This window comes from Achromobacter sp. 1011811831, assembly GCF_059760905.1.
In genome coordinates this window covers 64,218-89,404 of the sequence record NZ_JCBANG010000015.1, presented here as the reverse complement: position 1 = coordinate 89,404, position 25,187 = coordinate 64,218, and the positions used below count along the sequence as shown (strand labels likewise).

At 68.1% G+C, this 25,187-nt stretch carries 22 protein-coding genes; 3 read left to right on the top strand and 19 right to left on the bottom strand.

Going from position 1 to position 25,187, the window contains the following annotated elements; translation table 11 throughout:
• Positions 1–38 precede the first annotated feature (38 nt).
• From AC6LJ9_RS08680 to AC6LJ9_RS08610, 15 genes are all read right to left on the bottom strand, one after another.
• A complete protein-coding gene (locus tag AC6LJ9_RS08680; protein WP_498147246.1) occupies positions 39–2,090 on the bottom strand; it encodes a pilus assembly protein TadG-related protein in 2,052 nt (683 codons plus the stop codon).
• A gap of 144 nt (positions 2,091–2,234) precedes the next feature.
• Positions 2,235–2,657 (bottom strand): DUF3613 domain-containing protein, encoded by a 423-nt coding sequence (locus AC6LJ9_RS08675; RefSeq protein WP_498147245.1) that lies wholly within the window; start codon positions 2,655–2,657, stop codon positions 2,235–2,237.
• 42 nt (positions 2,658–2,699) lie between these two features.
• Positions 2,700–3,542, bottom strand: coding sequence for a tetratricopeptide repeat protein (locus AC6LJ9_RS08670; protein ID WP_498147244.1), 843 nt, complete (start codon positions 3,540–3,542; stop codon positions 2,700–2,702).
• A gap of 23 nt (positions 3,543–3,565) precedes the next feature.
• Complete coding sequence (locus AC6LJ9_RS08665; RefSeq protein ID WP_498147243.1) at positions 3,566–4,552, bottom strand: type II secretion system F family protein; 987 nt, start codon at positions 4,550–4,552, stop codon at positions 3,566–3,568.
• Between the two features lie 11 nt (positions 4,553–4,563).
• Positions 4,564–5,490, bottom strand: coding sequence for a type II secretion system F family protein (locus tag AC6LJ9_RS08660; RefSeq protein ID WP_498147242.1), 927 nt, complete (start codon positions 5,488–5,490; stop codon positions 4,564–4,566).
• Positions 5,490–6,851, bottom strand: coding sequence for a TadA family conjugal transfer-associated ATPase (locus AC6LJ9_RS08655; protein ID WP_498141498.1), 1,362 nt, complete (start codon positions 6,849–6,851; stop codon positions 5,490–5,492). The genes AC6LJ9_RS08660 and AC6LJ9_RS08655 overlap by 1 nt, the downstream gene beginning before the upstream one ends.
• 24 nt (positions 6,852–6,875) lie before the next feature.
• The gene (locus tag AC6LJ9_RS08650; protein WP_498147241.1) at positions 6,876–8,216 is read right to left on the bottom strand and encodes a P-loop NTPase family protein; all 1,341 of its coding nucleotides are present in this window, start codon (positions 8,214–8,216) and stop codon (positions 6,876–6,878) included.
• A complete protein-coding gene (locus AC6LJ9_RS08645; RefSeq protein ID WP_392410932.1) occupies positions 8,213–9,520 on the bottom strand; it encodes a type II and III secretion system protein family protein in 1,308 nt (435 codons plus the stop codon). The genes AC6LJ9_RS08650 and AC6LJ9_RS08645 overlap by 4 nt, the downstream gene beginning before the upstream one ends.
• A 279-nt stretch (positions 9,521–9,799) precedes the next feature.
• Positions 9,800–10,741: a Flp pilus assembly protein CpaB gene (gene cpaB, locus AC6LJ9_RS08640; protein ID WP_498147240.1), complete on the bottom strand. Its 942-nt coding sequence runs from the start codon at positions 10,739–10,741 to the stop codon at positions 9,800–9,802.
• Entirely contained in the window at positions 10,738–11,220 is a 483-nt protein-coding gene (locus AC6LJ9_RS08635) for a TadE family protein (RefSeq protein ID WP_498147239.1), read from the bottom strand. The genes cpaB and AC6LJ9_RS08635 overlap by 4 nt, the downstream gene beginning before the upstream one ends.
• Before the next feature lie 15 nt (positions 11,221–11,235).
• Positions 11,236–11,676: a TadE family protein gene (locus AC6LJ9_RS08630; protein WP_498147238.1), complete on the bottom strand. Its 441-nt coding sequence runs from the start codon at positions 11,674–11,676 to the stop codon at positions 11,236–11,238.
• Positions 11,643–12,134: an A24 family peptidase gene (locus AC6LJ9_RS08625; protein WP_498147257.1), complete on the bottom strand. Its 492-nt coding sequence runs from the start codon at positions 12,132–12,134 to the stop codon at positions 11,643–11,645. Before AC6LJ9_RS08625 ends, AC6LJ9_RS08630 begins: the two co-directional genes overlap by 34 nt.
• A gap of 189 nt (positions 12,135–12,323) precedes the next feature.
• Positions 12,324–12,503 (bottom strand): Flp family type IVb pilin, encoded by a 180-nt coding sequence (locus tag AC6LJ9_RS08620; RefSeq protein ID WP_103275426.1) that lies wholly within the window; start codon positions 12,501–12,503, stop codon positions 12,324–12,326.
• A gap of 99 nt (positions 12,504–12,602) precedes the next feature.
• On the bottom strand, positions 12,603–12,782 hold the full coding sequence (locus AC6LJ9_RS08615; RefSeq protein ID WP_103275427.1) for a Flp family type IVb pilin: 180 nt from the start codon (positions 12,780–12,782) through the stop codon (positions 12,603–12,605).
• A gap of 118 nt (positions 12,783–12,900) precedes the next feature.
• A complete protein-coding gene (locus tag AC6LJ9_RS08610; protein WP_498147237.1) occupies positions 12,901–13,731 on the bottom strand; it encodes an MHYT domain-containing protein in 831 nt (276 codons plus the stop codon).
• Between the two features lie 629 nt (positions 13,732–14,360).
• Here AC6LJ9_RS08610 and AC6LJ9_RS08605 point away from each other — a divergent pair.
• The 3 genes from AC6LJ9_RS08605 (at position 14,361) to AC6LJ9_RS08595 (ending at position 18,631) form a co-directional block, all read left to right on the top strand.
• Complete coding sequence (locus tag AC6LJ9_RS08605; RefSeq protein WP_498147256.1) at positions 14,361–15,953, top strand: ShlB/FhaC/HecB family hemolysin secretion/activation protein; 1,593 nt, start codon at positions 14,361–14,363, stop codon at positions 15,951–15,953.
• 371 nt (positions 15,954–16,324) lie between these two features.
• A complete protein-coding gene (locus AC6LJ9_RS08600) occupies positions 16,325–18,046 on the top strand; it encodes a collagen-like triple helix repeat-containing protein (RefSeq protein WP_498147236.1) in 1,722 nt (573 codons plus the stop codon).
• 33 nt (positions 18,047–18,079) lie between these two features.
• Positions 18,080–18,631: a MarR family winged helix-turn-helix transcriptional regulator gene (locus AC6LJ9_RS08595; RefSeq protein ID WP_498147235.1), complete on the top strand. Its 552-nt coding sequence runs from the start codon at positions 18,080–18,082 to the stop codon at positions 18,629–18,631.
• Positions 18,632–18,748: 117 nt separating this feature from the next.
• Here the strand turns inward: AC6LJ9_RS08595 and AC6LJ9_RS08590 are convergent, their stop codons facing one another.
• From AC6LJ9_RS08590 to AC6LJ9_RS08575, 4 genes are read right to left on the bottom strand one after another with little or no spacing between them, the layout of a single operon-like run.
• Complete coding sequence (locus AC6LJ9_RS08590; RefSeq protein WP_498147234.1) at positions 18,749–20,443, bottom strand: ABC transporter ATP-binding protein; 1,695 nt, start codon at positions 20,441–20,443, stop codon at positions 18,749–18,751.
• Positions 20,440–21,936: an ABC transporter permease gene (locus AC6LJ9_RS08585; protein WP_498147233.1), complete on the bottom strand. Its 1,497-nt coding sequence runs from the start codon at positions 21,934–21,936 to the stop codon at positions 20,440–20,442. Before AC6LJ9_RS08585 ends, AC6LJ9_RS08590 begins: the two co-directional genes overlap by 4 nt.
• Before the next feature lie 5 nt (positions 21,937–21,941).
• On the bottom strand, positions 21,942–22,919 hold the full coding sequence (locus AC6LJ9_RS08580; protein WP_498147232.1) for an ABC transporter permease: 978 nt from the start codon (positions 22,917–22,919) through the stop codon (positions 21,942–21,944).
• The gene (locus AC6LJ9_RS08575; RefSeq protein ID WP_498147231.1) at positions 22,916–25,159 is read right to left on the bottom strand and encodes an ABC transporter substrate-binding protein; all 2,244 of its coding nucleotides are present in this window, start codon (positions 25,157–25,159) and stop codon (positions 22,916–22,918) included. Before AC6LJ9_RS08575 ends, AC6LJ9_RS08580 begins: the two co-directional genes overlap by 4 nt.
• Positions 25,160–25,187: the final 28 nt, after the last annotated feature.

Here is a 25,187-nt window from a genome sequence, read left to right as displayed (position 1 = left end):
CGCAGCCCGCTTCCGGGCTTCCAGTTAGAGGTTCCAGATCAATACACCAGCCGGGGCTTGCCGCAATCCACCGACAGCAGCGACACATCGGTCTGGCCCAGGCTCAGGCCCAGCAGGTCCAGCAGTTGCTGCAGCAGGGTCGACAGCATGTCCAGCAGCGGCTGCAGCAGCGTCACCACGACCGACAGCACGCCGCTGGCCTGATTGCCGCCAGTCAACGCCAGGCTGCTGACGGCGCCGACCCGGCACTGGCGGACGGCGTCCGGCACGATCGCCAGCGCGCAGGTCAGGTCGCTCAGCGGCGCCAGCAGCAGCGAACTCAGGATGTTGCCCACCAGCTGCAGCGTGCCGCCCAGCACCCCTGTCAACCCGCCCGTGCTCATGCGCTGCCCGAGCTGATTCATGGCGTCCTTGGACCACTGCATGTTGTTGACGACTTCCGACACCGACTTGCCGGAGTTCGAACCTCCGCCGCCCACCAGCTTGGTGGCCAGATCAGTGCGCTGCTGCTCGGTCAGCGGCGTGCCGGTGTTGAACAGGTCGCCCAGGATGCCGCCGATCAGCGCATCGGCCAGGTTCGAGGCCAGCTTGGTCAGGTCCAGCGAGGTGGCGTTGACGGTGGCCTTGGAATTGGGCGATGGCGGCGCGGTCAGCGTGACCGGCACCGGCGCCGCTGAATTGAAGACCGGCAGCGTGACCTTGCTGGTCAAAGGCAGGATGCCCAGCACATTGAGCACCTTGTAGCGCTGGATGGTGTTGAACGAAGCCGGCTGGCAGGCGTTGGTCAGGGCCAGGAAGTTGGCCGGACTGGTGTCGCTGTCGGAAGTCATGCCCGGAAAACGGCCCAGGCAGACATTGGCCAGCGACGAGGTCACGTTGATGGTGGCCTGTGTCGAGGTCAGCGGCGCCTGGCACAGCTTGGCGAGCGTGCCGGTGGACTGGGCCACGTCGATGATGACAGGCAAGTCGACCCAAGTCCCCAGCGTCGAGCCCAGCAAGGGACCCAGCACGGGGATATTGTTCGTATTGATGCGCAAGTAGACGCGAATGCCGGCGCTGGTGGCCGTGGCGCCCACGCCGCCCACCGCGATCGACGGCGGCTCGACAATGCGCACCTTCGACTGCACGCCCAGCAGCGGCACGTTCAGCCCCAGGTCGATCAGGTTCTGGCCGTTGGCGATCACCAGCGCGGTCTGCAGGATGTTGAGCGCGTTGACGTTCGCCTGCAGCGCCGACGTGACGCTGCCGCCCACTACCTCCAGGTCCAACACGCCGCCGTCGCCGAACAGCTTGACCGGCAGGTTCAGCGGCATGACCTGCAGCACGGTCTTGATAGCGTTGTTCAGCAGCGTGATGTCGGCCGCCGCCGTGCCCGCCTTGTTGATCACGGTCAGCGTGGCGTTCAGCAGCTGGCCCAGCGTCAGGTTGCTGACCGCCGCCAGCTGGGCGGGCGTGCCCACGCCGGTGGCCACCGACAGCGGCAGGCCCAGCGCCTCCAGCAAGCCGGACGGCGTGATGTTGACCGTGGCCAGGCCGGCCGCGTCGAGCACGTCCAGCTGCTGCGGCGTGGCCCCCACCGAGGCCAGGATCTTGGACAGGAGGCCGCCCTTCTCCAGCCGCAGCAGCCGCGATCCGACCGTGAAGGCCGCCACCGGCTGCGTGCTGGTCGCCACCGCCTGCACCGACACGACGGTATCGCCGCCGACAAAGGCGCTGGGAATGACACTACCCAGCGTCTTGCCGATGCGCACGCGCATCGCATTGGGCAGCTGGCCGCTGGCCGGATCGAACAGCGGCATGCCGCCGACCGGCGGGCGCGTCGGATCCCACAGCTTGCAATCCACGGTCACGTCGGCCGCGGAAAAGGTGTCCAGGATATTGGGCAGATTGGCCAGCGCGGCCGACACGCCCGCCGCCTTGGCGCGGCTGCAATCCGCCGCGGCGCCCATGCCCAGTACCTGCACGGCCGACAGCGCGGCCAGGTCCGCGGCCTTCTGGATCTCGCGCTTCATGTAGTAGCCATAGCCCAGCTGCGCCACGCCCAGCAGCACCAGGCCCACCAGCACCGCGAACACGACAGCGACAGTCATGCTGCCGCGCTGCCGCGAGCGAGGAACGTAACGGATCGAGCGGGTTGACATGTTCGCGACTCCGCATGGATACGAAGACCGGCGTGCCTGGACCGGGGAACCCGCGCGTCCCGGACATCGGTCCGGAACGCGCGGAACGCATGCTTAATTGGTGTTCTTGGTTTCCATCCGCTTCTGGAACCACTCGGGAATAGGATGGGAGAAGCTCTCCAGATAGCGGTTCCAGGCCGCGGTCGACATCGGCCCCAGCATGGGTAGCGCGCCGCCCGCGCGGCGGCCGTCGGCCTGCGCCTCGAACAGCGCGCGCGTGATGTCGCCCACGGCTTCAGGTTGCGGCTCGGGCTCGGGCGCGCTCGCCTGGGGCGGCGGCATCGGCGTCTGGACCTGCTGCACCACGGGGCGCGCCGGCATGTCGGCCGCCTGCACGGGCGCGGCTTGCGCGGGTGCGGCCTGCGCTTGCGCGCCGCCGTTCATCGCGCCGGTCAGGGGCGCGTTGGATTGCGCCATCGCACCCGCGCTGATGAATAGCGCCAGGCACAAGGTCACGCGTTTCGGGTCTGGGAACATGACGGTTTTCCTGGGAAATGTCGGTTTGCTCATCGATCGCGCTCAACGCACGATGGGCCCGTTGCCAAGCCGGTCCATCAAGGGCCCCACCACCGGCGACACCGTGGCCGCGCCGGCGCCAGGCGTCCGCGCGGGCGTGGCGTCGGCCAGCGGCGGCGGCGCATTCTGGCTGCGCACCTCGGCGGCCAGGCGCAACACCTGCGCGCGCGCCTCCTCGCCCAGCTTGGCCTGCTCCATCACCCGCTGCGCCTTGACCGCGTCGCCTTCCACCAGCAGCAACAGCGCCAGGTTGGCCAGCACCTTGGGGCTGTCTGGCGCCAGTTCGGCGGCCTGGCCCAGCGGCACCCGGGCGCCGGCGGGATCGCCCGCCCGCAGGCGCGCATAGCCCAGGTCGCCGAGAATGCGCGGATCCGTCGGCGCCAGCTTGGCCGCGCGCGAGAAATCATCCGCCGCCTGAGCGTACTGGCCGCGCGCGCCGGCGATCAGGCCCAGCCCGTGCCAACCGTCGGCGGCCTGCGGCGTGCCCAGCAAGGCCCGGTATGCCTGCTCGCTGGCGGCGGTCTGCCCGGTCTGCCGCAGCGCCTCGGCGCGCATCGGCCCGACACGCGGATCATTGCCGAACTGCTGCTGGAAGGCGTCGATATAGGCCAGCGAGGCGAAATAGCGCTCCTGCCGCTGGGACTCGGCGATCATGCTCAGCATCAGCTCGGGTTCGGCGGGCCGCCGCTTGTTCTCGGCATCGTCTTCCTTCTGCCGCGCCAGCGCCTGCTCCTGTTGCTGCTGCTGAATCAGCTGCCACGCCGATTCGACGTTGTTGGTCTTGCAGCCGGACAGGCCCGCGCCCGCCATCACCGCCGCCAGCGCCGCCCACCGCAGCCTGCCCATCGTGCTTCCGATACCGCCTGCCATCACAGCCCCCCCATGCGCGACAGACCGCGCAATACCGCCACGAAGCCCGCGCCGCCCGTCACGATCAACAGGGCCGGCAGCAGGGTCACGATCATCACCCCCGTCATCTTGACGGTGGTCTTGCCGACTTTCTCCTTCAGGTCCAGCCGGCGCTTGTCGCGCAGCCGCTCGCCGAAGCGCTGCAGCGGCTCCTGCACCGCGCCGCCATGCTGGTCCACCTGCGCGATCAATCTGCAGATGGCCGAGATATCGTCGTTGTCGAAGCCCGACGCCAGCCGCGCCAGCGATTGCTCGCGCGTGCGTCCGCGCACGTGCAGCTCGGTGGCCAGCCGCAGCTCATAGGACAGCACCGGCAGCACCTGGGCGAATTCCTTGACCAGCACCTGCAGGCTCTGGTCGATGGACAGGCCCACGCCCTGCAGCAGTCGCAACAGGTCGATCAGCAACGGCAGTTCGTCGGCCGCCTGCCGCCGCCGGCGCGCCAGCCGCCGGCGCACGAAGATCTTCGGCAGCATGTAGCCCACGGCGAACCCCAGGAAGGCCGCGATCAGCACGCCGACCGAGGAATCGATCAGATTCTTCTCCAGGTCCACCGCCACCGCCACGATGGGCAGCAGGATAGCCAGCACGAAGCGCGCGGCCACGAAGCGCGACCGCGCCGCCACCGGATTCGCGTAGCCCGCCATATCGACCAGCTTGCGATCCTCAGAGGCCATCAGGGCCTCGGCCAGCCGCCCTTCCGTCAGGCGCTTGCCAAAGGAGTCCGCCGCGCGCGCCGCGGCGGCCAGGCGGCCCGGCTCGTCGGGCTCGGCCGCCTTGGGCCGCCCGCTGCGCGTGGCCAGCGCCTGGTCGACGACCTGGCGGCTGCGGCCCTGGCCGCGCAGGCGGCGCACCATGCTGACGCCCAGGACCAGCATGGCGACGGCCACCAGGGTCAGCGCCATGGCCAGCACCAGGGTCGCGTTCAGGGATTCCAGCGCTTGCATCCTCGCCCCCGTCAGATGGATTTGGCCATGCGATACAGCCAATAGGATCCGCCGACCTGCATGGCCACGGCGGTCGCCAGCATCTTGAAGCCCAGCGGGTCTTCCCACAGTCCCACGAACAGATCGTTGTTGGCCACGATGATGAAACCGGCGATGCCCAGCGGCAGCAGCGCCAGGATCCAGGCCGACAGGCGGATCTCGGCCGAGCTGGCCGACAGCTCGCTGCGGGCCTGGCTGACGTCGCGCATGAAGGCCGCCATGCGCTCCAGCACCTGGTCGCTGCGGCCGCCGAAGCGCAGCGCGATCGACACCACGGCCGCCACCATGTACAGCTCCTTCAGGCCGTACTGGCGCGACACGTGCGCCAGCGCCTCGTCCAGTTCCTTGGCCGAGCGGCTCAGGGCGGCGGCGGTCTCGACCACTTCGCGCAGCGGCTCGTCGGCGCTGGTGGCGGCGGTCTGGAAGGCCGAGGCCATGCTGTTGCCGATGGTGATGAGCCGGACCATGTTGTCCAGGAAAGCCGGCAGTTGCGAGATCATGCGGCGCTGGCGCTTGTCGGCGCGCAGCCACAGCAGGAAATAGGCGCCGACGGTCAGGAGCAGCAGCGTGACGACACCGGACAAGGCGCCCAGGAAGGCCCAGGCCAGCAGCGCGCCCGCGACGATGGGCGCGAAGATCCGCAGGTAGAGCCCCGCGCCATGCCGCAGGCCAGCCAGCAGCAACAGCCGGTCCCACCACGAAAAGCCGCTGCGCGCCGCGCGCGCCCCGCCGGCGAATGTCGCCCCGCCGACCGGCACGTCGCGCGCGCGTCGCAGCTGGTTTTCCAGGAATGCGGAACTCGCGGCGCGGCGCGCGCCGCTATTGGCGTGCCGCCACAGCAGCACGGCCGCCACGGCCAGCACCAGCGCCAATGCCGCCAGAACCAGGGCTTGCTGCATCAGCGCCTCCGGCTCCAGAACCCGCCGCCCCCGCCGTCTGGCTCTGGCGCGCCGCCGTCGGACTGACGCGCCTCGTGGCGCATCTTGGCGAGCTTGGGCGTGTGCGGATGGATGCCCAACCAGTTCCAGCGGTCCTTTTCCTCGCCCTCCGGCGTGGCGAAGGATTCGTGCCGGTAGAGTTCCTGCGTCGAAATGACGTTGTCGCCCATGCCCGTGACTTCGGTCACCGACAGCACGCGCCGCTTGCCGTTGGACAGGCGGCCGATCTGCACGATGAAATCCAGCGCGCTGGCGATCTGGCGACGCAGGCTGTCCTCGCTGCCCTGGAAGCCGGCGAAACCCGCCAGCATCTCGATGCGGTACAGGCATTCGCGCGGCGAGTTCGCGTGGATGGTCGCCATGGACCCTTCATGGCCGGTGTTCATGGCCTGCAACATGTCCATCACCTCGGCGCCCCGGACCTCGCCCACCACCACGCGGTCCGGACGCATGCGCAGGCTGTTGCGGATCAGCTCGCGGATGGTGACCGCGCCGCTGCCGTCGAAGCCGCCCTGGCGCGCCTCCAGCCGCACGACGTGGGGATGGTTCAGCGACAGCTCGGCGGTGTCTTCCACCGTCACCACGCGCTCGGTTTCGGGGATGAAGAACGCCAGCGCGTTCAGCAGCGAGGTCTTGCCCGAGCTGGTGCCGCCTGACACCAGGATGTTGCAGCGGTGCTTCACCGCCTCGCTGAGCAACCGGTAGATCTCTTCGTCGAAGGTGCCCAGCGTCAGCAGGTCGGCGGGCTTGAGCGGATCCTGGCGGAACTTGCGGATCGAGACCATCGGCCCGTCCACCGCCAGCGGCTCGATCACCACGTTCAGGCGGCCGCCGTCCGGCAGGCGCGCATCGACCATGGGCGTCGACTCGTCCAGGCGCCGGCCCATGGGCGCCAGGATGCGGCGCACGATGCGCAGCACGTGCTGGTTGTCGGTGAAGCGCAACGTCTCGCGCGCCAGCACGCCCCGGCGCGACACGAACACGTTGTCATAGCCGTTGATCAGGATGTCCTCGACTGCGGGATCGGCCAGCAGGTCTTCGAGCGGTCCCAGCCCGGCCAGTTCCTTGGTCAGGGCCTCCGAGATCTGCCGCATCTCGCCCTCGTTGATGGGCACGCGGCGCAGGCGCACGAAGCTGGCCACCTCGATGTCGACGAATTCCTGGATGGCCGTGCGGGCCCAGCGGCCGAATTCCGCCCCCAGTTCCTCGATGCGGGACAGCAGGTGCTCGTAGGCCGCCGTCTTGATTTCCTGGTAGCGATTCGAAGCGGAAAAGCCCCGGTCGCCGTCGCCGCCGAATTCTATGGTGCCTGTCATGATCATGTCGGATTCCGCCGCCGTCCCTTGTCAATCCACCACCATGCGGCGATGCACGCCCGGCAGCCAGGTGGCCAGCCAGCTCGCGCGCCCGCCGGGCGTGTTTTCTTCCGTGTTCAGTTTTTCCGCCAGCGCATGCACGGCGCGCACGTAGACGTCGCGCTCGGCCTCTTCGTGCAGCAGGCGGCCCTGGTTGGTGCAGACCATCAGGGCCAGCGTGCGGTCGGGCAAGGTGCCGACCAGTTCCAGCTGGAAACGCTCGGCGATCTGCTGCGCGGTCATGCCGTAGCGCTCGTCGTAGCGATTGACGATCAGGCCCAGGCTGCGCCGGTCCACGTGCAGCTGCTCCAGTTCCTGCAGCAGGCCGGCCAGCGACACCAGCGCGCCCACGCTCTGGTCGGTCACGATCCAGTTCTGCTGCGAGGTGCGCGCCAGGCCGGCCACGAAATCGGGATTGTTGAAACCGCCGGCGTCGGCCACCACCACGCCGAAATGCTGGCGCAGCCGCTCGAACACCAGCAGCGAATCGGATTGCGAGATATCGCGCATCTGGCCCAGGTCGCGCGGCAGGGCCAGCACGCTCAGGCCGTTGGCCGTGTGCGCCATCGCCGAGCCCAGCAGGGTCGGATCCAGGCGGCGCAGGTTGCGCGCGGCCTCGGCGAAATCGAAGTCGCTGCCGATGTTCAGATAGAGCTGGCAATCGCCCACCGGCCAGCCCAGGTCCAGCAGCGCCACGCGGCTGGACAGCGGCTGCGTGGCGCCGGCATCGGCGGATTTCGGCGGCTTGGCGCCGCTGGCGCCGGCACGCAGCGCATGCGCCTGCTTCATGCGGTCCTGCACCAGGCCGGCCAGGTGCACGGCCAGCGTGCTGGTGCCCACGCCCGGGCGGGTGCCCAGCAGCAGCACGCTGCGCCGCTGGCCGTCGGCGCGCCCGCCGCCGGCGGCGGGCGTGTCCAGCAGGCGCTGCACCACGTCCTTCACTTCCTGCGGCGCGACCGAGGGGTCGACGAAATCGCTGACGCCGGCGCGCAATGCGGCGATGGCGCCTTCGGGCTGGCTGAGCAGGCCCACCGCGACCCTGGGAATGCCCGGAGCGATGCGCGCCAGCAAGCGCGCCAGCTCGGCCGAACGGAACAGCTTGCCGGGTTCATCCTCGCTCAGCGTGAAGTCCAGGAACACGACCTGCGGCGCGATCTCGGCCAGGCGCTTGGCCAGGTCCTCGACGGCCGGCGCTTCCTGGGTCAGCATGCCCAGGTCGCCGATGGCCTGGCCCAGCTGCGCGGCCACGCCATCGCCCTTGGAACAAAACAAGAAGCGGTTCCCGCTCTGCAGGCCCACCCATTCCCTGGCATGTGTCTTCATGTCGCTCACCGTGAAAAACCCGGCATCTGCTGCCCGCTCATCGGGCCCATCAGGTAATAGCCCCAGGCGTTGAACGCGGTGTCGCTCACCTCCTGCTTGCCCCCCGGCAGCGGCAGGGATACGCCGCGCGCGATGGGGCGCACCAGCCGGGGCGTCACCACGATGACCAGTTCGGTGTCTTCCTGCTTGTAGTCCACGCTGCGGAAAAAAGTGCCGATGATCGGCAGGTCGCCCAACATCGGCACCTTGTTCACCAGCGCCTTGGTCTGGCGCGACACCAGGCCGCTGATCACGAAGCTCTCGCCATCGCCCAGTTCGATGGTGGTGTCGGCCCGGCGCGTGCGCAGCGCCGGGATCACCGTGACGTTATCGGCGCTGGTGACCAGCGGAATGCCGTTGCTGTAGTCCAGTTCGCTGGCTTCGGGCGCGACCTTCAGCGCGATGCGCTCGCGCGACAGCACCGTCGGCGTGACGGTCAGCCCGATGCCGAAGGGCTTGAACGCGACCGTGACCGATCCCAGGCCGGCCGCCTCGGGCACGGGCAGCTCGCCGCCCGCCAGGAAGCTGGCGCTCTGCCCGCTCAAGGCCACCAGGGTCGGCTCGGCCAGCACCCGGGCCATGTTGTTCCCCTGCAGCAGGCGCAGGCGCGCGCTGAAGTTGTTCGAGTCATAGAACAGCGAGAATCCCGAGGCCAGCGGCGCGGACTTGTTGAAGCCCAGCGGCGCGGTGAAGCCGTCGGGCGTGATCGAGCTGGTGCCGCCCCAGGGGCCGTTGCGGCCGGCGAAGCTGATGCCCGCCTGCTTCATCACCGAACGCTGCACCTCGACCACCTTGACCTCGACCTGGACCACGCCGCCCGGCCCGGCGGTGGACAGGTCCACCACGTTCTTCTCGCCGCCCACGGCCGACGCCGCCGCCGACACGGAACCCTGATGGCTCAGCTGCGACTCGGCATGTCCGGACAGCACCGCCTTGTCGCCGGCCATGTCCACATTGGCCCCGCCGCTCACGCCGCGTCCGGCCATCACGCCCTGGACCGGGCCTGACACACGCACGTTCCAGACCTGCGGCGCGGCGTTGGCGCCGCTCCAGACCTGCAACTGGGTGGTGCCAGCCTTCTTGCCATAGACCAGCACCGACGCGGAGCGCTTGCCGGACGCCGGCAGCACCTTCACATCAGCCACTTCCGGATCGCCGATGGCGATGCGCGACGGCGCGCCGCCCAGCATCAAGGTCTGCTGCCCCCTGACGGCCACCGCGATATCGCCGGCGGGCGCCACGGCCCCCTGCGCCGGCGCGGCGTTCTGCGCCATCGCGGCCGGACCGCCGGTCAGCGTCGCCGCGGCGGCCAGCACGCAGATCACCAAGGCAGAGCGCCGCAGAGCAGCCCACCCCCGTGGCGCCACGCGCGCCTCCCTGAAGAGGGCGTCACCGCGAACCGGCAAAGCCGGCTCCGCGCGGCCCCGATGGAGCGATATCCCATTCTTGCGATGCGTGTGGCGCGCCTGCGCCATGGACAACTGATATCTCTTCATCATGCTCGGTCAGATTATGGTTGCAGTCTCAGGGGCCTGTACACAGGGCGGCCGGGTTCAATAGCGCACGCGCTCGGATTTGTCTCCTCTGACGATTTCCACGCTGCGCCCGCCGCCGCCCGACCCGCGCATGGCCTGGCGCGGCGACAGCGTGGTGCCGTCCATTTGCGGCAGGGTGTCGCCGCCATAGGCCCTGTTGGGGCCGCTGTCGAGCAGCTCGCGCTGTCCGGGCGTCAGGTCGGCGCGCGCCTGCATCGCCGCGCGGCGCTGCGGAAACAGGGCGATATCGGGCACGCCCGCGTCGCCCAGCGGACGCAGCGCCAGCTGCAGCCGTCCGGCGCGGCTGGCCAGCATCAGCTCGCTGACGCGCTCGACCGGCACCGCCAGCACCGCCGTCTTGGCCGGCTGCGCGGGCGCGCCCTGTTGCAACAGCGATTTCTCTTCCGGGCCGTCCAGCGAGTTCGCGCCATAGGCCAGCACGCGCAGCTGCGATTGCAGCAGGCGCGCCTGGCCCGCCTGCACTTCCGAGCTCTTGTCCAGCATGAAGAACACATCGACGAAATCGCCCGGCAGGATGCGATTGCCGCCGCCGCTCACTTCATCCACCGCCACCGCCAGCGCGCGTTCGCCCGGTTGCAGCAGGCTGGCCATGCCATGCGCCAGCATGGACGGCAAGATGGGATCGCCCATGGCGACGTCGGTGCGCACGATCGCGCCGGTGAGCAGGTCGGCCGCCGGAAAGCCGCCCGACAGGGCCACCTGCCACTTCGCCACTTCCAGCATGTCCGGCGCGATGCGCGTGCCGGCCGGGATCGCCTTGGCCGCCACCACCACGGGATAGAACTTGACCGGCTCCTGCGGCGCCGGCGCGCTGGCCGCGACGGGCGCGGCCGGCTGCGGCGGCGAGGACGGCGCCGACGCCAGGCGCCAGGCCACGAAAGCCAGCACGAGCCCAGCCACCAACAACACGCCCGCGATGATCTTGCTCAAGCTGCTCATGGTGTCCCTTGTGAGATTTGCACGGTCGCCTTGGAAGACAATCTGGACGGAATCCAGTCCTTGTTCGCGCCGGGCAGCATGGCGATGAGCGCCTGCATGGTGGCCAGCACCGGCCAGGACTGGGTGTTGTAGGTCATGGAGATCGTGGCGCAGTTGGCGGTCTGTCCGCCCGCGCCGCTCCAGGCGCAAGGCGCGCTGGTAATGGCGCAGCCCACTGCTGAGCCGGTGGAGAACACGCCCATCGCCGCCGTGCAGGCCGCGCCATTCACGTCGGGCGCTCCCGAGAAGCGCGCGAACACGGCGGCGCGGGCGCCTTCGTTGGCCGCCGCCGCCAGCTGCTGCTGCATCCAGAACAGCACGCCATAGCCAACCACGGCGCAGATGAACATCAGCAGCATCGTCAAGGTCAGCGAGAACTCCAGTGCGGCGATGCCGCGCTGCCCGCGGCATGCGCCATGGCGATCAGGGGTGGGCTTCATCGCGGGCCGCATGGCTCAGGTATCTCCGTCCATGGTGTTGCCGAGATACACGGTGGCCCGCGCGGTGAGCACGCTGGATGCGGACATCAGCGCATCCTGCAGGAACGGGAAGGCGGGGATCAGCGGGTGCGCGCCATAGGCATAGGACACCGTCACTTCGATCTGGTCCTTGGCCAGCGTCATGCCGCTGCAGGCGCCGCCGCCGGCGCTGCTGAGCGTGCCGGTGCTGCCGCAGACCGCCACCTTGACCGGCGCGGAGGACATCGTGCTGACCCAGTTGGCCAGGGCCAGCGCGGTGTCGCGGCCGGCGTTGGCGCGGGCCGTCAGCGACGGCGTGCCGGCCTGCCATTGCAGCACCTTGCGCGCGCCGTCCTGCGCGGCCAGCGTGATGGAATGCTGTGCGGCGAACACCAGGGAATAGGTCAGGATCCCGTAGAACACCAGGAAAAACACCACGAATACCAGACCGAATTCAAGGGAATAAACACCACGCTGAGCGCGGCGACGCCCAGATACGCGCCATAGGGAATCTGCTTCCAGCGGTCGGCCAACGCCCAATAGCGGTTGATCTGCAGATAGGCCAGCGCATGCAGGCCCGCCAGCAGGCTCGCCCCCACCAGCGTCACCATCAGCGGTGCGAAGCCCAGCAGCAGGCCGAGTATGGCGATGGCCTTGACATCGCCCGCGCCCATCTTGCGCCGCGCCCAAACAGGCAGGAACAGGAAGGCGCAGAAAAAGCCTGCCAACGCCATGCCCCAGCCGGCCCAACGCGGCGGAGGCATCCAGCCAGGAACCAGCCAGGCGGCCAGCAGCCAAAGCAGCTGCCCCGCGAATCCCGCGACGATGAGCGTATTGGGAACGCGGCGATGGCGCAGATCGGCGTGGATCAACACCAGATTCCAGCATGCGAACAACAGCCACCACAGCGCTTCCCCTGGATACAAGGCACGACCTTCCAACGGTTACCGATACGACCGCAGCGCGTCCTTCCGAACGGACGCCGCCCCTCCAATTCGTGCATCGCGGACACCACCGCGGCAGTCCGCGGGCGGGGCCCCGGAACCGGGACCGTCCGCGGCGCGCCGGGCTTGTTCCCGAGGGCCTCAGGTGCCCTGGGCCGCGTCGAGCTTCGCCTTGAGCGCCTGGTACATGCTCTGAAGACTGCCGGTGAACAAGCCCACCGACGCGATCAGCGCGACCGCGACCAGTCCGGCGATCAGGCCATACTCCAGCGCCGTGATGCCGGCGTCGTCATTCCAGAACTGCATGAGCTTGGCTTTCATCTCAGACTCCTGCTCTGTCATCAGCTCCACCCTTGGCCGGGCGGACCCTTGGAACCGGCGGCCGGCACTGGGCCATCCGCCGGCCCGCCAGCCGACCCATCAGGTGGTCCTGGCGGTATCCAGCTTGGTCTTGAGTGCGTTGAACATGTCTTTCAGACTGCCCGTGAACGCGCCAACGCCTATGACCAGGGCCACTGCCACCAGGCCCGCGATGAGCCCGTATTCCAGGGCGGTGATGCCTTCCTCATCGTTCCAGAACTGCGCAAGTTTCGCTTTCATGTCGAGCTCCCAAGGTCTCGATTGATCAATTGAGCCGCCCGCGCGTGCGAAGCATGCTCGCTAAGGCCAGGAACCGTCCGCAAGCCCGCTGGCGCCGGCCTGCACCCGGGCCCTGTGCCTAACCCGGTCCCACCGTGGGACCGTGGGTCCTGCCCGGCTCCACGGCGGGAGCCGATTCGATGATGGCGTCGATGCGCTGCGCCAGGCGGGCGCGAAAACGGCTGGAGGCCCGCTGCAGGTGCCAGCGCATGAGCACCAGCACCACGGCCGACAGCCCGAAGGCAATATAGGGAAGCAGCACGCCGCCGATCTGCATGCCGGTTCCGTCGCGCGGCGCGGTGCACACCACCGTGCCCGCCGCGGCGCCGGTGTAATGCATGCCACACACGGCCACGGCCATCAAAACGGCCGCTCCGGCGCGCTGGAGCTCATTTTGCGTATTGAAAGCCAGCCATAATGCGGCCGACGCGGCGATTACGGCTATCAAAACCGATAAAACAACGAGCGGCAGATTCCACAGGAATACTGCCGGCATGCGCATGGCGCTGATGCCGACATAATGCATGGCGGCGACGCCCAGGCCTGCGGCCAGGCCGCCGACCAGGCAGCGTCCGATCGTGAAACGGTCACGTCCCACATACCAGAAAGCCCACCCGGAGAACCCCGCGGCAACCAGGAAGCTGAGTACGGTCAAACCCACCTGATAACCAACCAGGAAGGGCAGGTCCTGCGCCTGCATGCCAATGAAGTGCATGCTCCAGATACCGACGCCGCCCATCGCCACCGCGCCGATGAGGATATAGCCCAGGCGGATATCGCCGTCCTGCGTTTCCGTGCGGATGCCGACAGCGGCAAGCAGCGCCACATAGGAGCCCAGCACCGCCGTCAGGAACGACAGCGCGACCAGGCCACCATTGAAGGAAAGCGGAACGACGTCACCCGGATTCATGCGCGCCCCCGAGGCAGCAGCCCCTGGCCTGCCGCCTGTCTTGCCGAACGTTCGCCGCGACTCGTCTTGCGGTCATCCTGGCACATCTTGCGGACTCCGGTTAACCCGAAAATCGAAAGTGTTTAGAAACGTGTATATAGTCTTATCTATTAACAATTAATACACATCAGGGTTTATACCAGCATTCACAGCGTGACAACAACAGACATGTAACTCCTACCCCCAATATTCAGAACAATCATATTGGAAACCCTTAAGAACTCCAGGCCAGGCAACGGTTTCACTTGATTTCAGCGTGCCGTTAGCCAGCATCCTGGGCAATTACGGCAAGTGGCCATCCGGCCACAATGAAATAAATTGTCATTACCCATGGGCGCTGGCAAGATACCGCCTGACATCAATCCTCCATTTATCGCAGTAAATATTACGTCCCCATTAATAACTGATATTTGGTAAATATCGCCATTACCGTTCCGGCGGCAATGCCGCGGCACATCAGAGACACGACAGGCATGAGACGCACGCTCCCCGCAAGCCCCTCGTACGTACTGCTGGCCTGCGCACTGGCCGCAGGAACCGCTCACGCCGACGGCCCGCTGCGCGGCAATCCGGTGGATTCGCTGCCGCCGATGGAAAGGCCCGCGTCGGCCAACCAGCCGCCGCCCGTGGTGCAGGCGCCCACGCCGGAGCAACTGGCGCTGCAGGCCCGGCTGGCCCAGCGCATCGTGCCGCGCCATTTCGACGTGTCCGGCGTGCACGCCATGCCCTTCGAAGAGGTGTCGGCGCTGCTGAGCCCCCTGTCCGGCAAGGAAATCAGCCTGGGCGAGCTGGTGCAGCACGTGGACAAGATCACCCAGCTCTATCGCGACCGCGGCTATCCGCTGTCGTTCGCCCTGGTGCAGAACCAGGATTTCGCCAACGGGCTGGTAGTCGTGACGGTGGTGGAAGGCCATATCGGCAGCGTTCGCATCAACGGCGACCTCGGCAATGCCAAGGACCGCCTCGAAGCGCTGGCGCAGCGGCTGAAAGAGGAAAAGCCGCTCAGGCAGGCCACGCTGGAGCGCGTGCTGAACCTGATGCGCACCGTGCCCGGCGTGACCTTCACGCCCAGCCTGGACCTGCCCCGGCGCGCGGACGGCGCCACTGAACTGGTGCTGGAGGCCAGCCGGCAGCCGGTGAGCCTGACCGGCGGCGTGGCCGAGCTGGGCAAGGGCATGCAGCCGCTGGTCAATGTCGCCACCAACAGCCTGACGCCGCTGGGCGAACAGATCAAACTGACAGCCGCCGTGCCTTTCAGGTCGGGCGACGTCAAATACGTCATGGGCGAGATCCGCGTGCCGATCGGCTCCGACGGGCTGGCCGTGAAGGTGGACGGCTATCACTATGACGCGCGTCCCAAGGACGATGCAATCGAATACCTGGGATTTCAGCGGCGCGTCCGCAATGACCGTATCGGCCTGGGCGTGAGCTACCCCTTCCTGCTCAACAACACCCGCTCGCTGACCGGCACGCTGGGGGTATACGCGGCCAATTCCAAAGACCGCTACGAAGCCAACAACAGCGATCGCTGGCTGCAACAGGACGCGCGCGTGCGCGCCGTCAATGCCGAACTCAGGTATATCCAGCTGTCCGAGAGCATGGCCACCGACGTGACACTGGGCGTGGCCAAGGGTTTTGACGCCGCCGGCGCGAAAAAGGAAATCTCGACCAATTACGGGTTTTCCTCGGTGCCGGTCCTGGACCTGGATTTCAAGCGCTTCAATCTGAACGCAAAACAAACGTTTGTGCTGCCGGCACAGTTTGGCCTGGTGCTGTCCGCGGCTGGCCAATACTCCAGCAATATCCTGCCTTCGTCCGAACAGGTCTCGTTCGGCAGCTGGCGCTACGCCATGGGCTACCCGCAAGGAGAACAGAGCGGCGACAAGGGCGTGGGCGCATCGCTGGAAATCAATCGGCGTTTCAACACCGGCTGGCGGTATCTGAGCAATGTGCAGCCCTACGCGCTGGTGGACTATGCCCGCACCTGGTACAACAACTCGTCGCTCCAGCAGTTGAACCAGCGCCATCTGTCCTCGGTGGCGCTCGGCCTGCGGTTTACCGACGACAAGTACTATTTATTCGATTTCAACGTCGCCAAGCCCGTCGCCTCGCGCACTTCCAACGGCGACAACCGCGACCTGCGCTTCAACGCGAATTACTCTCTTTATTACGACGCGTTCTGAACGGCATGTTCCCTGTCCCGAATAAACCGGGGCGTCGATAAATCGCGATATCCCCGCGCCTGTTGCGACAGGCGCTTTTTTTTGCCCGTTCCCAACATCACGTTACGTAACGCCCGACGTAACGTAACCCCCGAATCCGCCGCATTCGTAACATTCGCAGGCTCTTTGCGATCCCAGATTTGCGGGTTTCTCAATATTGGTGCAAACCCTTGGAATGATACGCAAGCCATTGAAAAAAATGAATATTTATTAACCCTTAACTCCAAGAATGACGTTCAAAATCGGTTCCTGAAAAAACTTGGCACGGTTTATGCATGAGGAAAGGTATCGGGCGGTATCGCCGTCTGACCCTTCCAAACCAGGAGCTCGCCATGTACATCAAGACAGATACGCAACGTGTGCAACGCATTCTGACCGCCACCGTCATGGCGGCCGCCATCATGAGCGCCCTCTCCGCCTGCGGCGGCGGTGGCGGCGGTGGAAGCAAATCCGCCAGCCTGCCGGGCACGAACATCCCGACCAACCCGGGCGGCGGCCTGCCGGGCAACCCAGGCAATCCCGGCAATCCCGGAAACCCGGGCAACCCCGATCCTGGCGGCCCCACCACGCCGACCACCACGCCGGGCGCGCTGCAAACCTCCCTGGGCAATACCGGCAAGGCCGTGGACAACGTCCTGCCCCTGAATCTGGGCACGACGCTGGGCGGCATCGGCAAGGCGCTCGACCCCACGGTCAAACCCGTGACCGACCAGGTGGTCAGCCTGACGCAGAAGGTCGGCGCGACGACCGGCCTGGGCCAGCCCGTGAACGGCGTGCTGCAACAAACCGGCGGCCTGGTCAGCAATCTGGGCACCACCGTGAAGGGCACCGGCCTGCCGGGCGGACTGGGCGCCGGCGTCGGCGGACTGGTCGACGGCCTGGGCAAGACCGTGGCCAGCGCGGGGGGCCTGCTCAATGCCTCTCCGAACAATCCGGATCCGCTCAAGACCGTGCTCGGCAACGCCACCAATGCCGTGGGCGCGCTGACCGCGGGCCTGGGCGGCCAGGGCGGCCTGCTCAACCCGGTGAACAAGCTGGTCGGCGGCGTGACCGGCGGCGTGCTCAGCGGCCCCTACAAGCCCGTGCTGGAGCCTGCCCTGGCCAATACGGGCAAGGCTGCGGACAACCTCCTGCCGCTGGGCCTGGGCCCGACGCTGGGCGGCGTGGGCGCGGCGCTTGACCCGACGGTCGGCCCGCTGGCCGGCACGGTCACCAACCTGACCCAGCAGGTCGGCGCCACCACCAAGCTGGGCGCGCCGGTTGCCGGCCTGCTCAACAACGTGGGCGGCACCGTCGCCGGACTGGGTGGCCAGGTCGGCAACACCGCGGGCCTGGGCGGCGTGCTGCAAGGGCTGGGCGCCACCGTCAGCAGCGTGGGCGGCCTGCTCAACGCCACGCCGGGCAACACCAATCCGCTGGGCAACACGCTGGCCAACGCCACCGGCACCGTGGCGGCCCTGACCGGCGGCCTGGGCCTGGGCGGCGCGGCCGGCGGCAACGGCGGACTGCTGAGCCCGATCACCGGCATCCTGGGCGGCGTGGGCGGTGTCGGCGGCACCCCGGCGGGCGGCAATGGCGGCCTGCTGGCGCCGGTCACCGGCCTGCTGGCGGGCGTGACGGGCAGCCTGGGCGGCACCGCCGGCGGCGCGACCAACGGCGGTCTGCTGGGCGGCCTGCTCGGCGGCACGGCCGGCGGCACCGCGGGCGGCACGGCTGGCGGCGCGGCCAATGGAGGCCTGCTGGGCGGATTGCTGGGCGGACTGACCGGCGGCGTCACGGCCGGCGCCTCGGGCGGAGCGGCGGGCGGCGCCTCGGGCGGCGCGGCCAACGGCGGACTGTTGGGCGGCCTGCTCGGCGGCGTGGCTGTCAATGCGGGAGCCAGCGCGGGCGGCGCCAGTGCCGGTGCCTCGGCAGGCGCGAACGGCGGGCTGCTTGGCGGCTTGCTGGGCGGCGCGACCGGCGGCACCACCGGCTCGTCCGGCGGCGCGGCCAACGGCGGGTTGCTGGGCGGATTGCTCGGCGGCCTGACGGGCGGCCTGACGGCCAAGAAGTAATGACGACAACCTGATTCGTGAGGGAGCGAAATCATGCTGCAACAAGAAACCATCGTTCACCACGAGCATGTGACCGTGATGCCTGAGTCCCGCACCGCCACGCTGCGCCCCGGAATGCTCGAGGATATCGCCCTGATGCTGGGCCGCCAGTTCGCCGTGTACAACGCGGCCTGCCAGGCGGCCCTGGCGGAAAAGCTGGAGATTCCCCTGGCGGATCTGAAAGCGCTGGAGCTGATCATGGAGTTCGACGCGCTGCCCACCGGACAACTGGTCCAGCTGATGGGCATCAGCTCCGGCGGCGCGACGGCCCTGATCAATCGCCTGGAAGGGGCTGGATATGTGCAACGCGGTCGTCATCCCCTGGACCGCCGGATGATCGTGATCCGGCCGGTCGAGGAAACCTGCCAGATGCTGGCCCAGGAACGGCAGTGGATCACGGAGCAAGTCGTCACGCTGGCGCGCCGCTATGACGCGTCGGAGCTGGAAACGGTGCATGCCTTCCTGGCGCAGTGCGTGCGCGCCCTGAGGCACGACACCCTGGTGTGGCTGGAAACCCGCAGCGCGCATCATCACGACGACCTTTGAACCGGCCCGCCTCGGCGAGCGGCGAGGCCCGGCGCGCGTCCCCTTCCGCAAGGATCGGGACGCGCATTTGCTTGGGCGCGCGGGCTGCGCCCCGCGCGCTTCCAGCGCTTCACCGCCTCAGCGGGAACCGCCTTCAGGCGCGGCGCCGAATTGCAGGCGCGGCACCGCCGCCAACAGCTTGCGCGTCACTTCCTGGCGCGGGGCATGCAGCACGGCATCGGCCTGATCCAGCTCGACAATGCGTCCGCCGTCCATCACGGCGATGCGATCGGCCAGGTATTCGACCACGCCAAAGTTGTGCGTGATGAACAGATAGGCGATGCCCAGCTCTTCCTGCAATTCGTTCAGCAGGTCCAGGATCTGCGCCTGCACCGACACGTCCAGCGCGGACGTGGGTTCGTCGCAGATCAGCACCTTGGGCTCGACCGCCAGCGCGCGGGCGATGGCGATGCGCTGGCGCTGGCCGCCGGAAAACTCGTGCGGATAGCGGCTGAGCGTGTCGGCCGGCAGGCCCACGCGCTCGACCAGCCGGGCCGCGCGCGTGGCGCGTTCCCGCGGGCTCATGCCGCGCCGCAGGGATTCCAGGCCTTCGTCCAGGATGTCGCCGATCCGCATGCGCGGGTCGAGCGAGGCGAAGGGATCCTGGAACACGATCTGGATGTCCTGCCGCAGCCGCTGCAGGCTGCGCCGGTCGGCCGCCAGCAGGTCGTGGCCCAGCAGCATGGCGCGCCCCGACACATGCGCGCCGTCGATCAGGCGCAGCAGCGCCTTGCCGGTAGTGGTCTTGCCGCAGCCAGACTCGCCCAGCAGGGCCAGCGTCTCGCCGGCGCGCAGCGTGAAGGACACGCCGTCGGCCGCCTTGACCCAGGACACGATGCGGCGCAGCGGCCCCTTGCGCACCGGGTAGTGGACCTGCAGGTCCTGCACGTCCAGCACCACTGCCCCGGCGCCGCGCTCGCCGCGCCGCGATCCCGGGCGCGCCTGCCGGCCTTGCTCGGTCAGCGGCGCGCCGCGCTTGTCGAAAGTCGGGATGGCGTCGAACAGCTGGCGCGCATAGGGATGGCGCGGCGCGCGGAAGAATTCCTCGGCGCTGGCGCTTTCGACGATCTCGCCGCCGCGCATCAGCGCGACGTGGTGCGCCACGTTCTTCACCACCGCCAGGTCGTGGGTGATCAGCAGCACCGCCATGCCCAGCTCGCGCTGGATGTCGGCCAGCAGGTCCAGCACCTGCGCCTGGACGGTAACGTCCAGCGCCGTGGTCGGCTCGTCGGCGATCAGCAGCAGCGGCTCGGCGGCCAGCGCGATGGCGATCATGACGCGCTGCTTCTGCCCCCCCGAAAACTGGAAGGGATAGTCGTCGATGCGCCGCTCGGGCTCGGCAATGCCGACCCGCCGCAGCCAGTCGATGGCGCGCAGGCGCGCCGCGTCGCCGCGCAACGAGGTGTGCGTGGTCAGCGTCTCGATGATCTGGTCGCCCACCCGCATGACCGGGTTCAGGCTGGTCGAGGGCTCCTGGAAGATCATGCCGATGCGCCCGCCCCGCACGCCGCGCATCGCGCTTTCCGGCAAACGGTTCAGGTCCTCGCCGTCCAGGTCGATCTGTCCGCCCACGATGCGGCCGGCATCGGGCAGCAGCCGCAGCAGCGCCAGCGCGGTCATGCTCTTGCCGCAGCCGGACTCGCCGACCAGGGCGAAGGTCTCGCGCCGCGCCACCGCCAGTCCCAGGCGCTTGACGGCCTGGGTGATGCCGCGTTCGCCGGCGATGTCGATTTGCAGATCACGGACTTCGAGCATGGGGGAGCCGGCGTTCATCGCGCGTCTCCCTGGCCAGCCTGGGATTGCTCGCGGCGCGGACGCAGGAAGCGCGCCAGGCCCGCCACACGGCTGGGCTTGTAGCGGCGCGTGCGCGGATCGAAGGCGTCGCGCACCGCGTCGGCGAACAGGTTGGCCGCCAGCACCAGGGCCAGCATGAAGACGAAGGCGGTCATCAGGTTCCACCAGATCATGGGATCGCGCGACATCTCCAGGCGGGCGCCGTCGATCATCGAGCCGAAGGAATTCATGCTCGGGTCCACGCCGATGCCCAGATAGGACAGCACGGCCTCGTACAGCACCAGCCCGGAGAACTCCAGCACCACGGTAATCAGCACCAGGTGCGCCACGTTGGGCAGCAGGTGCCGCGTCATGATGCGCCAGTGCGACACCCCGAAGGCCCGCGCCGCCTGCACGTACTCCAGCTCGCGCAGCTTGAGCGTCTCGGCGCGCAGCAGGCGGCACAGGCCGGACCAGCCGGTCAGGCCCAGGATCATGCACAGCAGGAACAGGCGCAGATCGGCGCGCGCGGCCGAGGTGTCGTACAGCTCGGCGTGGTTGTCGATGTAAACCTGCATCATCAGCGCGCAGGCCGCCACCAGCAGCACGCCCGGTATCGAGGTGATGGTGGTGTACAGGTACTGGATGGCGTCGTCGACCCGGCCCTTGAAATAGCCGGCCGAAATACCGAACACGATGGCCGGCGGCAGCATGGCCAGCGTGGTCAGGCTGCCGATCACCAGCGCCGTGCGGATGCTCTTCAAGGCCTGCCAAAGCACGTCGTTGCCGATGCGGTCCGTGCCCAGCGCGTGATAGCCGGTGGACAGCCCGATCAACGCGCCCGCCGCCATACACAGCAGGATGAAGGTCAGGCTCATGGCGCGCCACGGCAGTTCGCCGCGGCCGCCCAGGACTTCGGCGGCCGCCGCCGCGACGCCGCCGCGCCGGCGCGCCAGGCAGGCGATCAGCAGGACGGTGCCGGCCAGGCCGGCCGCCAGGCCGCCGGCCAGCCCCAGGCCGAGGCGCTTGAGCACGTCGGCGGGACGGTCGCGGTCCGGGTCGGCCAGGTGCTTGCCCGCGCCGCGCAGCAACGGGAAATCGCGCACCGGCTTGTCGTCCACCAACATCGTTTCCTTGGTGAACTGGCGCACCGCCAGCGGCGTGGAATAGGTTTTCTCGGGCCGCGTCAACACGCTGCCGTCCAGCAGCCCGTCCAGCGCCGAGCGGACGACGGGCGCATAGGCGGGCGCGGCGCCGGCCGGCGCACCTGGCGCCGGCGGCAGCAGCGGCCGGTAGTGCACGGAATCGAGCAGCCCGACGATGACGAAGGCCGCCAGGATCACGGCCGAGCACATGGCCGGCGTGTCGCGCGCGACGCGCCCCCAGGTGGCGCGCAGGGCCGGGCTGCGGCGCACGCGCCAGGCGTAGGCCAGCGCCCCCAGCGCCATCAGCCACAGCGCGATATCGGTCCAGAGCAAGACGATCTTGGGCATGGCGGCTACTCGAAACGCACGCGGGGGTCGGCCAGCGTGTAGGAAATATCGGCCAGGATCAGGCCCACGATGTAGAGCGAGGCGCCCAGGAACACCATGGCGCGCACGATGGAGAAGTCCTGCGCGTTGATGGCGTCGATGGTGTAGCTGCCCAGGCCGGGAATGCCGAAGAAGGATTCGGCGATCAGGCTGCCCATGAACAGCAGCGGCAGCGCCGCGACGGTGCTGGTCAGGATGGGCAGCATGGCGTTGCGCAGCACATGGCGGAACAGCACGGCGCGCTCGGCCAGGCCCTTGGCCCTGGCGGTACGCACGTAGTCCTTGCCGATTTCCTCCAGGAACAGCGTGCGGTAGAAGCGCGCCTCGGGCCCCAGCCGCGAGACGATCGCCACCAGCACCGGCAGCGCCAGGAACTTGGCCATGTCCAGCCCGCCGGAAAAGCCCGAGAACGGCACCAGCCGCAAGGTCTTGGCGAACAGCCACTGGCCCGCGATGATGTAGAACAGGCTGGAGATGGATAGCAGGATCACGCACAGCACCACGCCCCAGAAGTCCAGCCGCGTCGCGCGGAAATAGACCAGCATGAGCGAGAACGCGATGCTGACGAAGAGCCCCAGCAGGAAGGTGGGCACGGCCAGCGCCAGGCTGGGCCCCATGCGCGTGCGGATCTCGCGGCCGATGTCGCGCCCGCCGTCCGAGGCGCCGAAGTCCATGGCCAGCAGCGGCACCGAACGCTGGTAGAACACCGTGTCGGTCAGCCGTCCCGCGCCCTGGGCGCCGGCGTTGTAGAACAGCGGCTTGTCGTAGCCGTGCTCGACCTTCCATTTCTCCACCGCGTCCTGGCTGACGCGCTGCCCGCCGATGGCCAGCCGCGCCATGTCGTCGGGCGTGTTGACGGCGAAGAACAGGATGAAGGTGAACAGGTTCACGCCGATCAGGATCAGCACGCCGTACAGCAGCCGGCGAATCACGTAGCCGATCATGGTTGATGCTCCTTGCGCGCGGCCTGGGCGAACGCCGTCTGCCGCTCGCGCCGCTTCAGGGCCACATAGGACGGCCAGACCGCCAGCGCCAGCAGCAGCGCGAACACGCCCAGCGGCCACCAGATGGGGGAATTCCATTCATCGATCTTGCGGTGGCGCAGTTCCGGATCGATCTTCATGTACTGCAGGATGTTGCGCACCATCTGGGTGGGCTTGGCGTTGCCGACCCACTGCTGGTAGGCGCCGCCCGACATGGGGAAATAGCCGAACATCCAGGGCGCGTCGCGCTGCACGATGGCGACCATGCGGGCGATCACGCGTTCCTTCTCGGGACCGTCGTCCAGAAGCTTCATCTGCTCGAACAGCTTGTCGTACTCAGGGCTGTCGTAGTTGGCCGCGTTCTCGCCGCCGGTCTTGGCCTTGGCGTTGGGACCGTAGAGCAGGAACAGGAAGTTCTCGGCGTCCGGATAGTCGGCGTTCCAGCCCCACAGGAAGATCTGGGCCGACCCACGCCGCATCTTGTCCTGGAAACGGTTGTAGTCGGTGGCGCGCACGTCCAGCTGCACGCCGATCTTGGCCAGCTGGCGCCGCATCCAGTCGAACTGCGGGTTGGAGCCGCCGCCGGTCATGGAGTCGTAGTACAGCACCAGCGGCGCGCCGGTCCGGGCATTGCGGCCGTCGGGATAACCGGCCTCGGCCAGCAGCTTGCGCGCCACGTCGATGGGCTTGCGCACCGGCTTGCCGTCGACCAGATCGTAGACCACCGGGTTCACGCCCTCGGGCGGCTCGCGGTAGCCCAGCACGCCCGGCGGCACCGGGCCGTAGGCCACCGAGGCCTGGCTGTTCTCGAACACCGCCACGTATTCTTCCCAGTCGAAGGCGATGCTGATGGCCTGGCGCAGCTTGCGGTTCCGGTCGGCCTGCTCGGGCGTGTCGCCCTTGCCCACCACCGGATCCAGCCAGTTGAAGCCCATGTACCAGTTCGCGGTCTCGACCGTGGTCGGCAGCTTGATGCCATGCTCTCGGTACTTGCGGGCCTTGTCCTGGCTATCGCCGGCGGCCACCAGCATGGCCACGCCATACTCGCCGCGCTCGATCTGCGGCACGTCGTAATAACTCTGCAGGAACTTGCCGGTCAGCGGAATGGCTTCCTTCTCGACGTTGAACACGGCGCGGTCGATGAAGGGCGTGGGCTTGCCGCAATCGGCCAGCAGGCCCGCGGCCCGGTCGCCCGGCTCGCCTTCGCAGGGATAGGGCTCGCCGTGGAAGTTCGGGTTGCGCGCCAGCACATGGCGGCGGTTCTGCAAGGACTCCACCAGCATGTAGGGGCCGGTGCCCACCGGCCAGGTATTGAACGACAGGTCCTGCTCGGCCATGCCGGGCTGGCTGTAGTAGCGGTCGGCCTCCCACGGGATCGGCGCCGTGAAGGTCATGGCCAGCCAGTACTTGAACTGGGGATACTTGCCGTTGACGCGGATGCGCAGCGTCAGCGGATCCAGCGCCTGCACGCCGTCGAAGCCATCGGCCTCGCGCAGGTCCAGCCAGGGCGAGGCCCCCGCCCCGCCCGGCGCGTCGCGCCGCAGCGCCTGGTCGCGCTGGCGCAGCCGGTCGCCGTAGTCCTTCAGGCCGTGCACGTACTCGGCCATCAGTGAATAGATGGGTGACACCACGCGCGGGCTGGCCAGGCGGCGCATGGCATAGACGTAGTCGTCGGCGGTGAGATCGCGCGTGCCGGTCAGCGGAAAATCCGGGATGGCGTACTTGTCCCGCAAGTCAGCGGCCGCCACGGGGAAATACGCGTAAGACCCATCTGATTGCTTGGCGAAGGCCGGATGCGGCGCGTAGCGCATGCCGGGGCGCAGCTTGATGTCGTACACGCTCTGCGCGATCTGCTCGCCGGGCGCGTCGGCCGGCAGCGTGTTGCCCTGCTTGTCCAGGTAGACGGGCGGGTCGATGCTCGCGGCCGCGCGGGGCACCAGCTCGTAGGGCCGCTTCAGGTAGTGGTAGCCGTAGAGCGTTTCATAGACGTTGTAGGTATAAGGCGTCTCGTCAGTGGAATAAGAGCTGGCTGGATCCAGGTACTTGGGAGAACGCTTGACGAAGGCGGAATACAGCGTGTTCCGGCTTTCGGCGCCGGACTCATAGGGGCTGTTGACGGGGCTGCCGTCGTTGGAGCAGCCCGCCGCCGCCAGCAGCAGCAACGCGGTAGCCGCTGCCCGCAGCTGCTTCATGACGCGCATAAGACCTTCCCAGAACAATGGATGCGAC

Bases quoted from the DNA above. Each gene is read 5' to 3' on its own strand.
- AC6LJ9_RS08680 (WP_498147246.1), bottom strand. From the start codon at position 2,090: ATGACTGTCGCTGTCGTGTTCGCGGTGCTGGTGGGCCTGGTGCTGCTG.
- AC6LJ9_RS08675 (WP_498147245.1), bottom strand. From the start codon at position 2,657: ATGTTCCCAGACCCGAAACGCGTGACCTTGTGCCTGGCGCTATTCATC.
- AC6LJ9_RS08670 (WP_498147244.1), bottom strand. From the start codon at position 3,542: ATGGGCAGGCTGCGGTGGGCGGCGCTGGCGGCGGTGATGGCGGGCGCG.
- AC6LJ9_RS08665 (WP_498147243.1), bottom strand. From the start codon at position 4,552: ATGCAAGCGCTGGAATCCCTGAACGCGACCCTGGTGCTGGCCATGGCG.
- AC6LJ9_RS08660 (WP_498147242.1), bottom strand. From the start codon at position 5,490: ATGCAGCAAGCCCTGGTTCTGGCGGCATTGGCGCTGGTGCTGGCCGTG.
- AC6LJ9_RS08655 (WP_498141498.1), bottom strand. From the start codon at position 6,851: ATGATCATGACAGGCACCATAGAATTCGGCGGCGACGGCGACCGGGGC.
- AC6LJ9_RS08645 (WP_392410932.1), bottom strand. From the start codon at position 9,520: ATGGCGCAGAACGCCGCGCCGGCGCAGGGGGCCGTGGCGCCCGCCGGC.
- cpaB (WP_498147240.1), bottom strand. From the start codon at position 10,741: ATGAGCAGCTTGAGCAAGATCATCGCGGGCGTGTTGTTGGTGGCTGGG.
- AC6LJ9_RS08635 (WP_498147239.1), bottom strand. From the start codon at position 11,220: ATGAAGCCCACCCCTGATCGCCATGGCGCATGCCGCGGGCAGCGCGGC.
- AC6LJ9_RS08620 (WP_103275426.1), bottom strand. From the start codon at position 12,503: ATGAAAGCCAAGCTCATGCAGTTCTGGAATGACGACGCCGGCATCACG.
- AC6LJ9_RS08615 (WP_103275427.1), bottom strand. From the start codon at position 12,782: ATGAAAGCGAAACTTGCGCAGTTCTGGAACGATGAGGAAGGCATCACC.
- AC6LJ9_RS08610 (WP_498147237.1), bottom strand. From the start codon at position 13,731: ATGAATCCGGGTGACGTCGTTCCGCTTTCCTTCAATGGTGGCCTGGTC.
- AC6LJ9_RS08605 (WP_498147256.1), top strand. From the start codon at position 14,361: ATGGAAAGGCCCGCGTCGGCCAACCAGCCGCCGCCCGTGGTGCAGGCG.
- AC6LJ9_RS08600 (WP_498147236.1), top strand. From the start codon at position 16,325: ATGTACATCAAGACAGATACGCAACGTGTGCAACGCATTCTGACCGCC.
- AC6LJ9_RS08595 (WP_498147235.1), top strand. From the start codon at position 18,080: ATGCTGCAACAAGAAACCATCGTTCACCACGAGCATGTGACCGTGATG.
- AC6LJ9_RS08590 (WP_498147234.1), bottom strand. From the start codon at position 20,443: ATGAACGCCGGCTCCCCCATGCTCGAAGTCCGTGATCTGCAAATCGAC.
- AC6LJ9_RS08585 (WP_498147233.1), bottom strand. From the start codon at position 21,936: ATGCCCAAGATCGTCTTGCTCTGGACCGATATCGCGCTGTGGCTGATG.
- AC6LJ9_RS08580 (WP_498147232.1), bottom strand. From the start codon at position 22,919: ATGATCGGCTACGTGATTCGCCGGCTGCTGTACGGCGTGCTGATCCTG.
- AC6LJ9_RS08575 (WP_498147231.1), bottom strand. From the start codon at position 25,159: ATGCGCGTCATGAAGCAGCTGCGGGCAGCGGCTACCGCGTTGCTGCTG.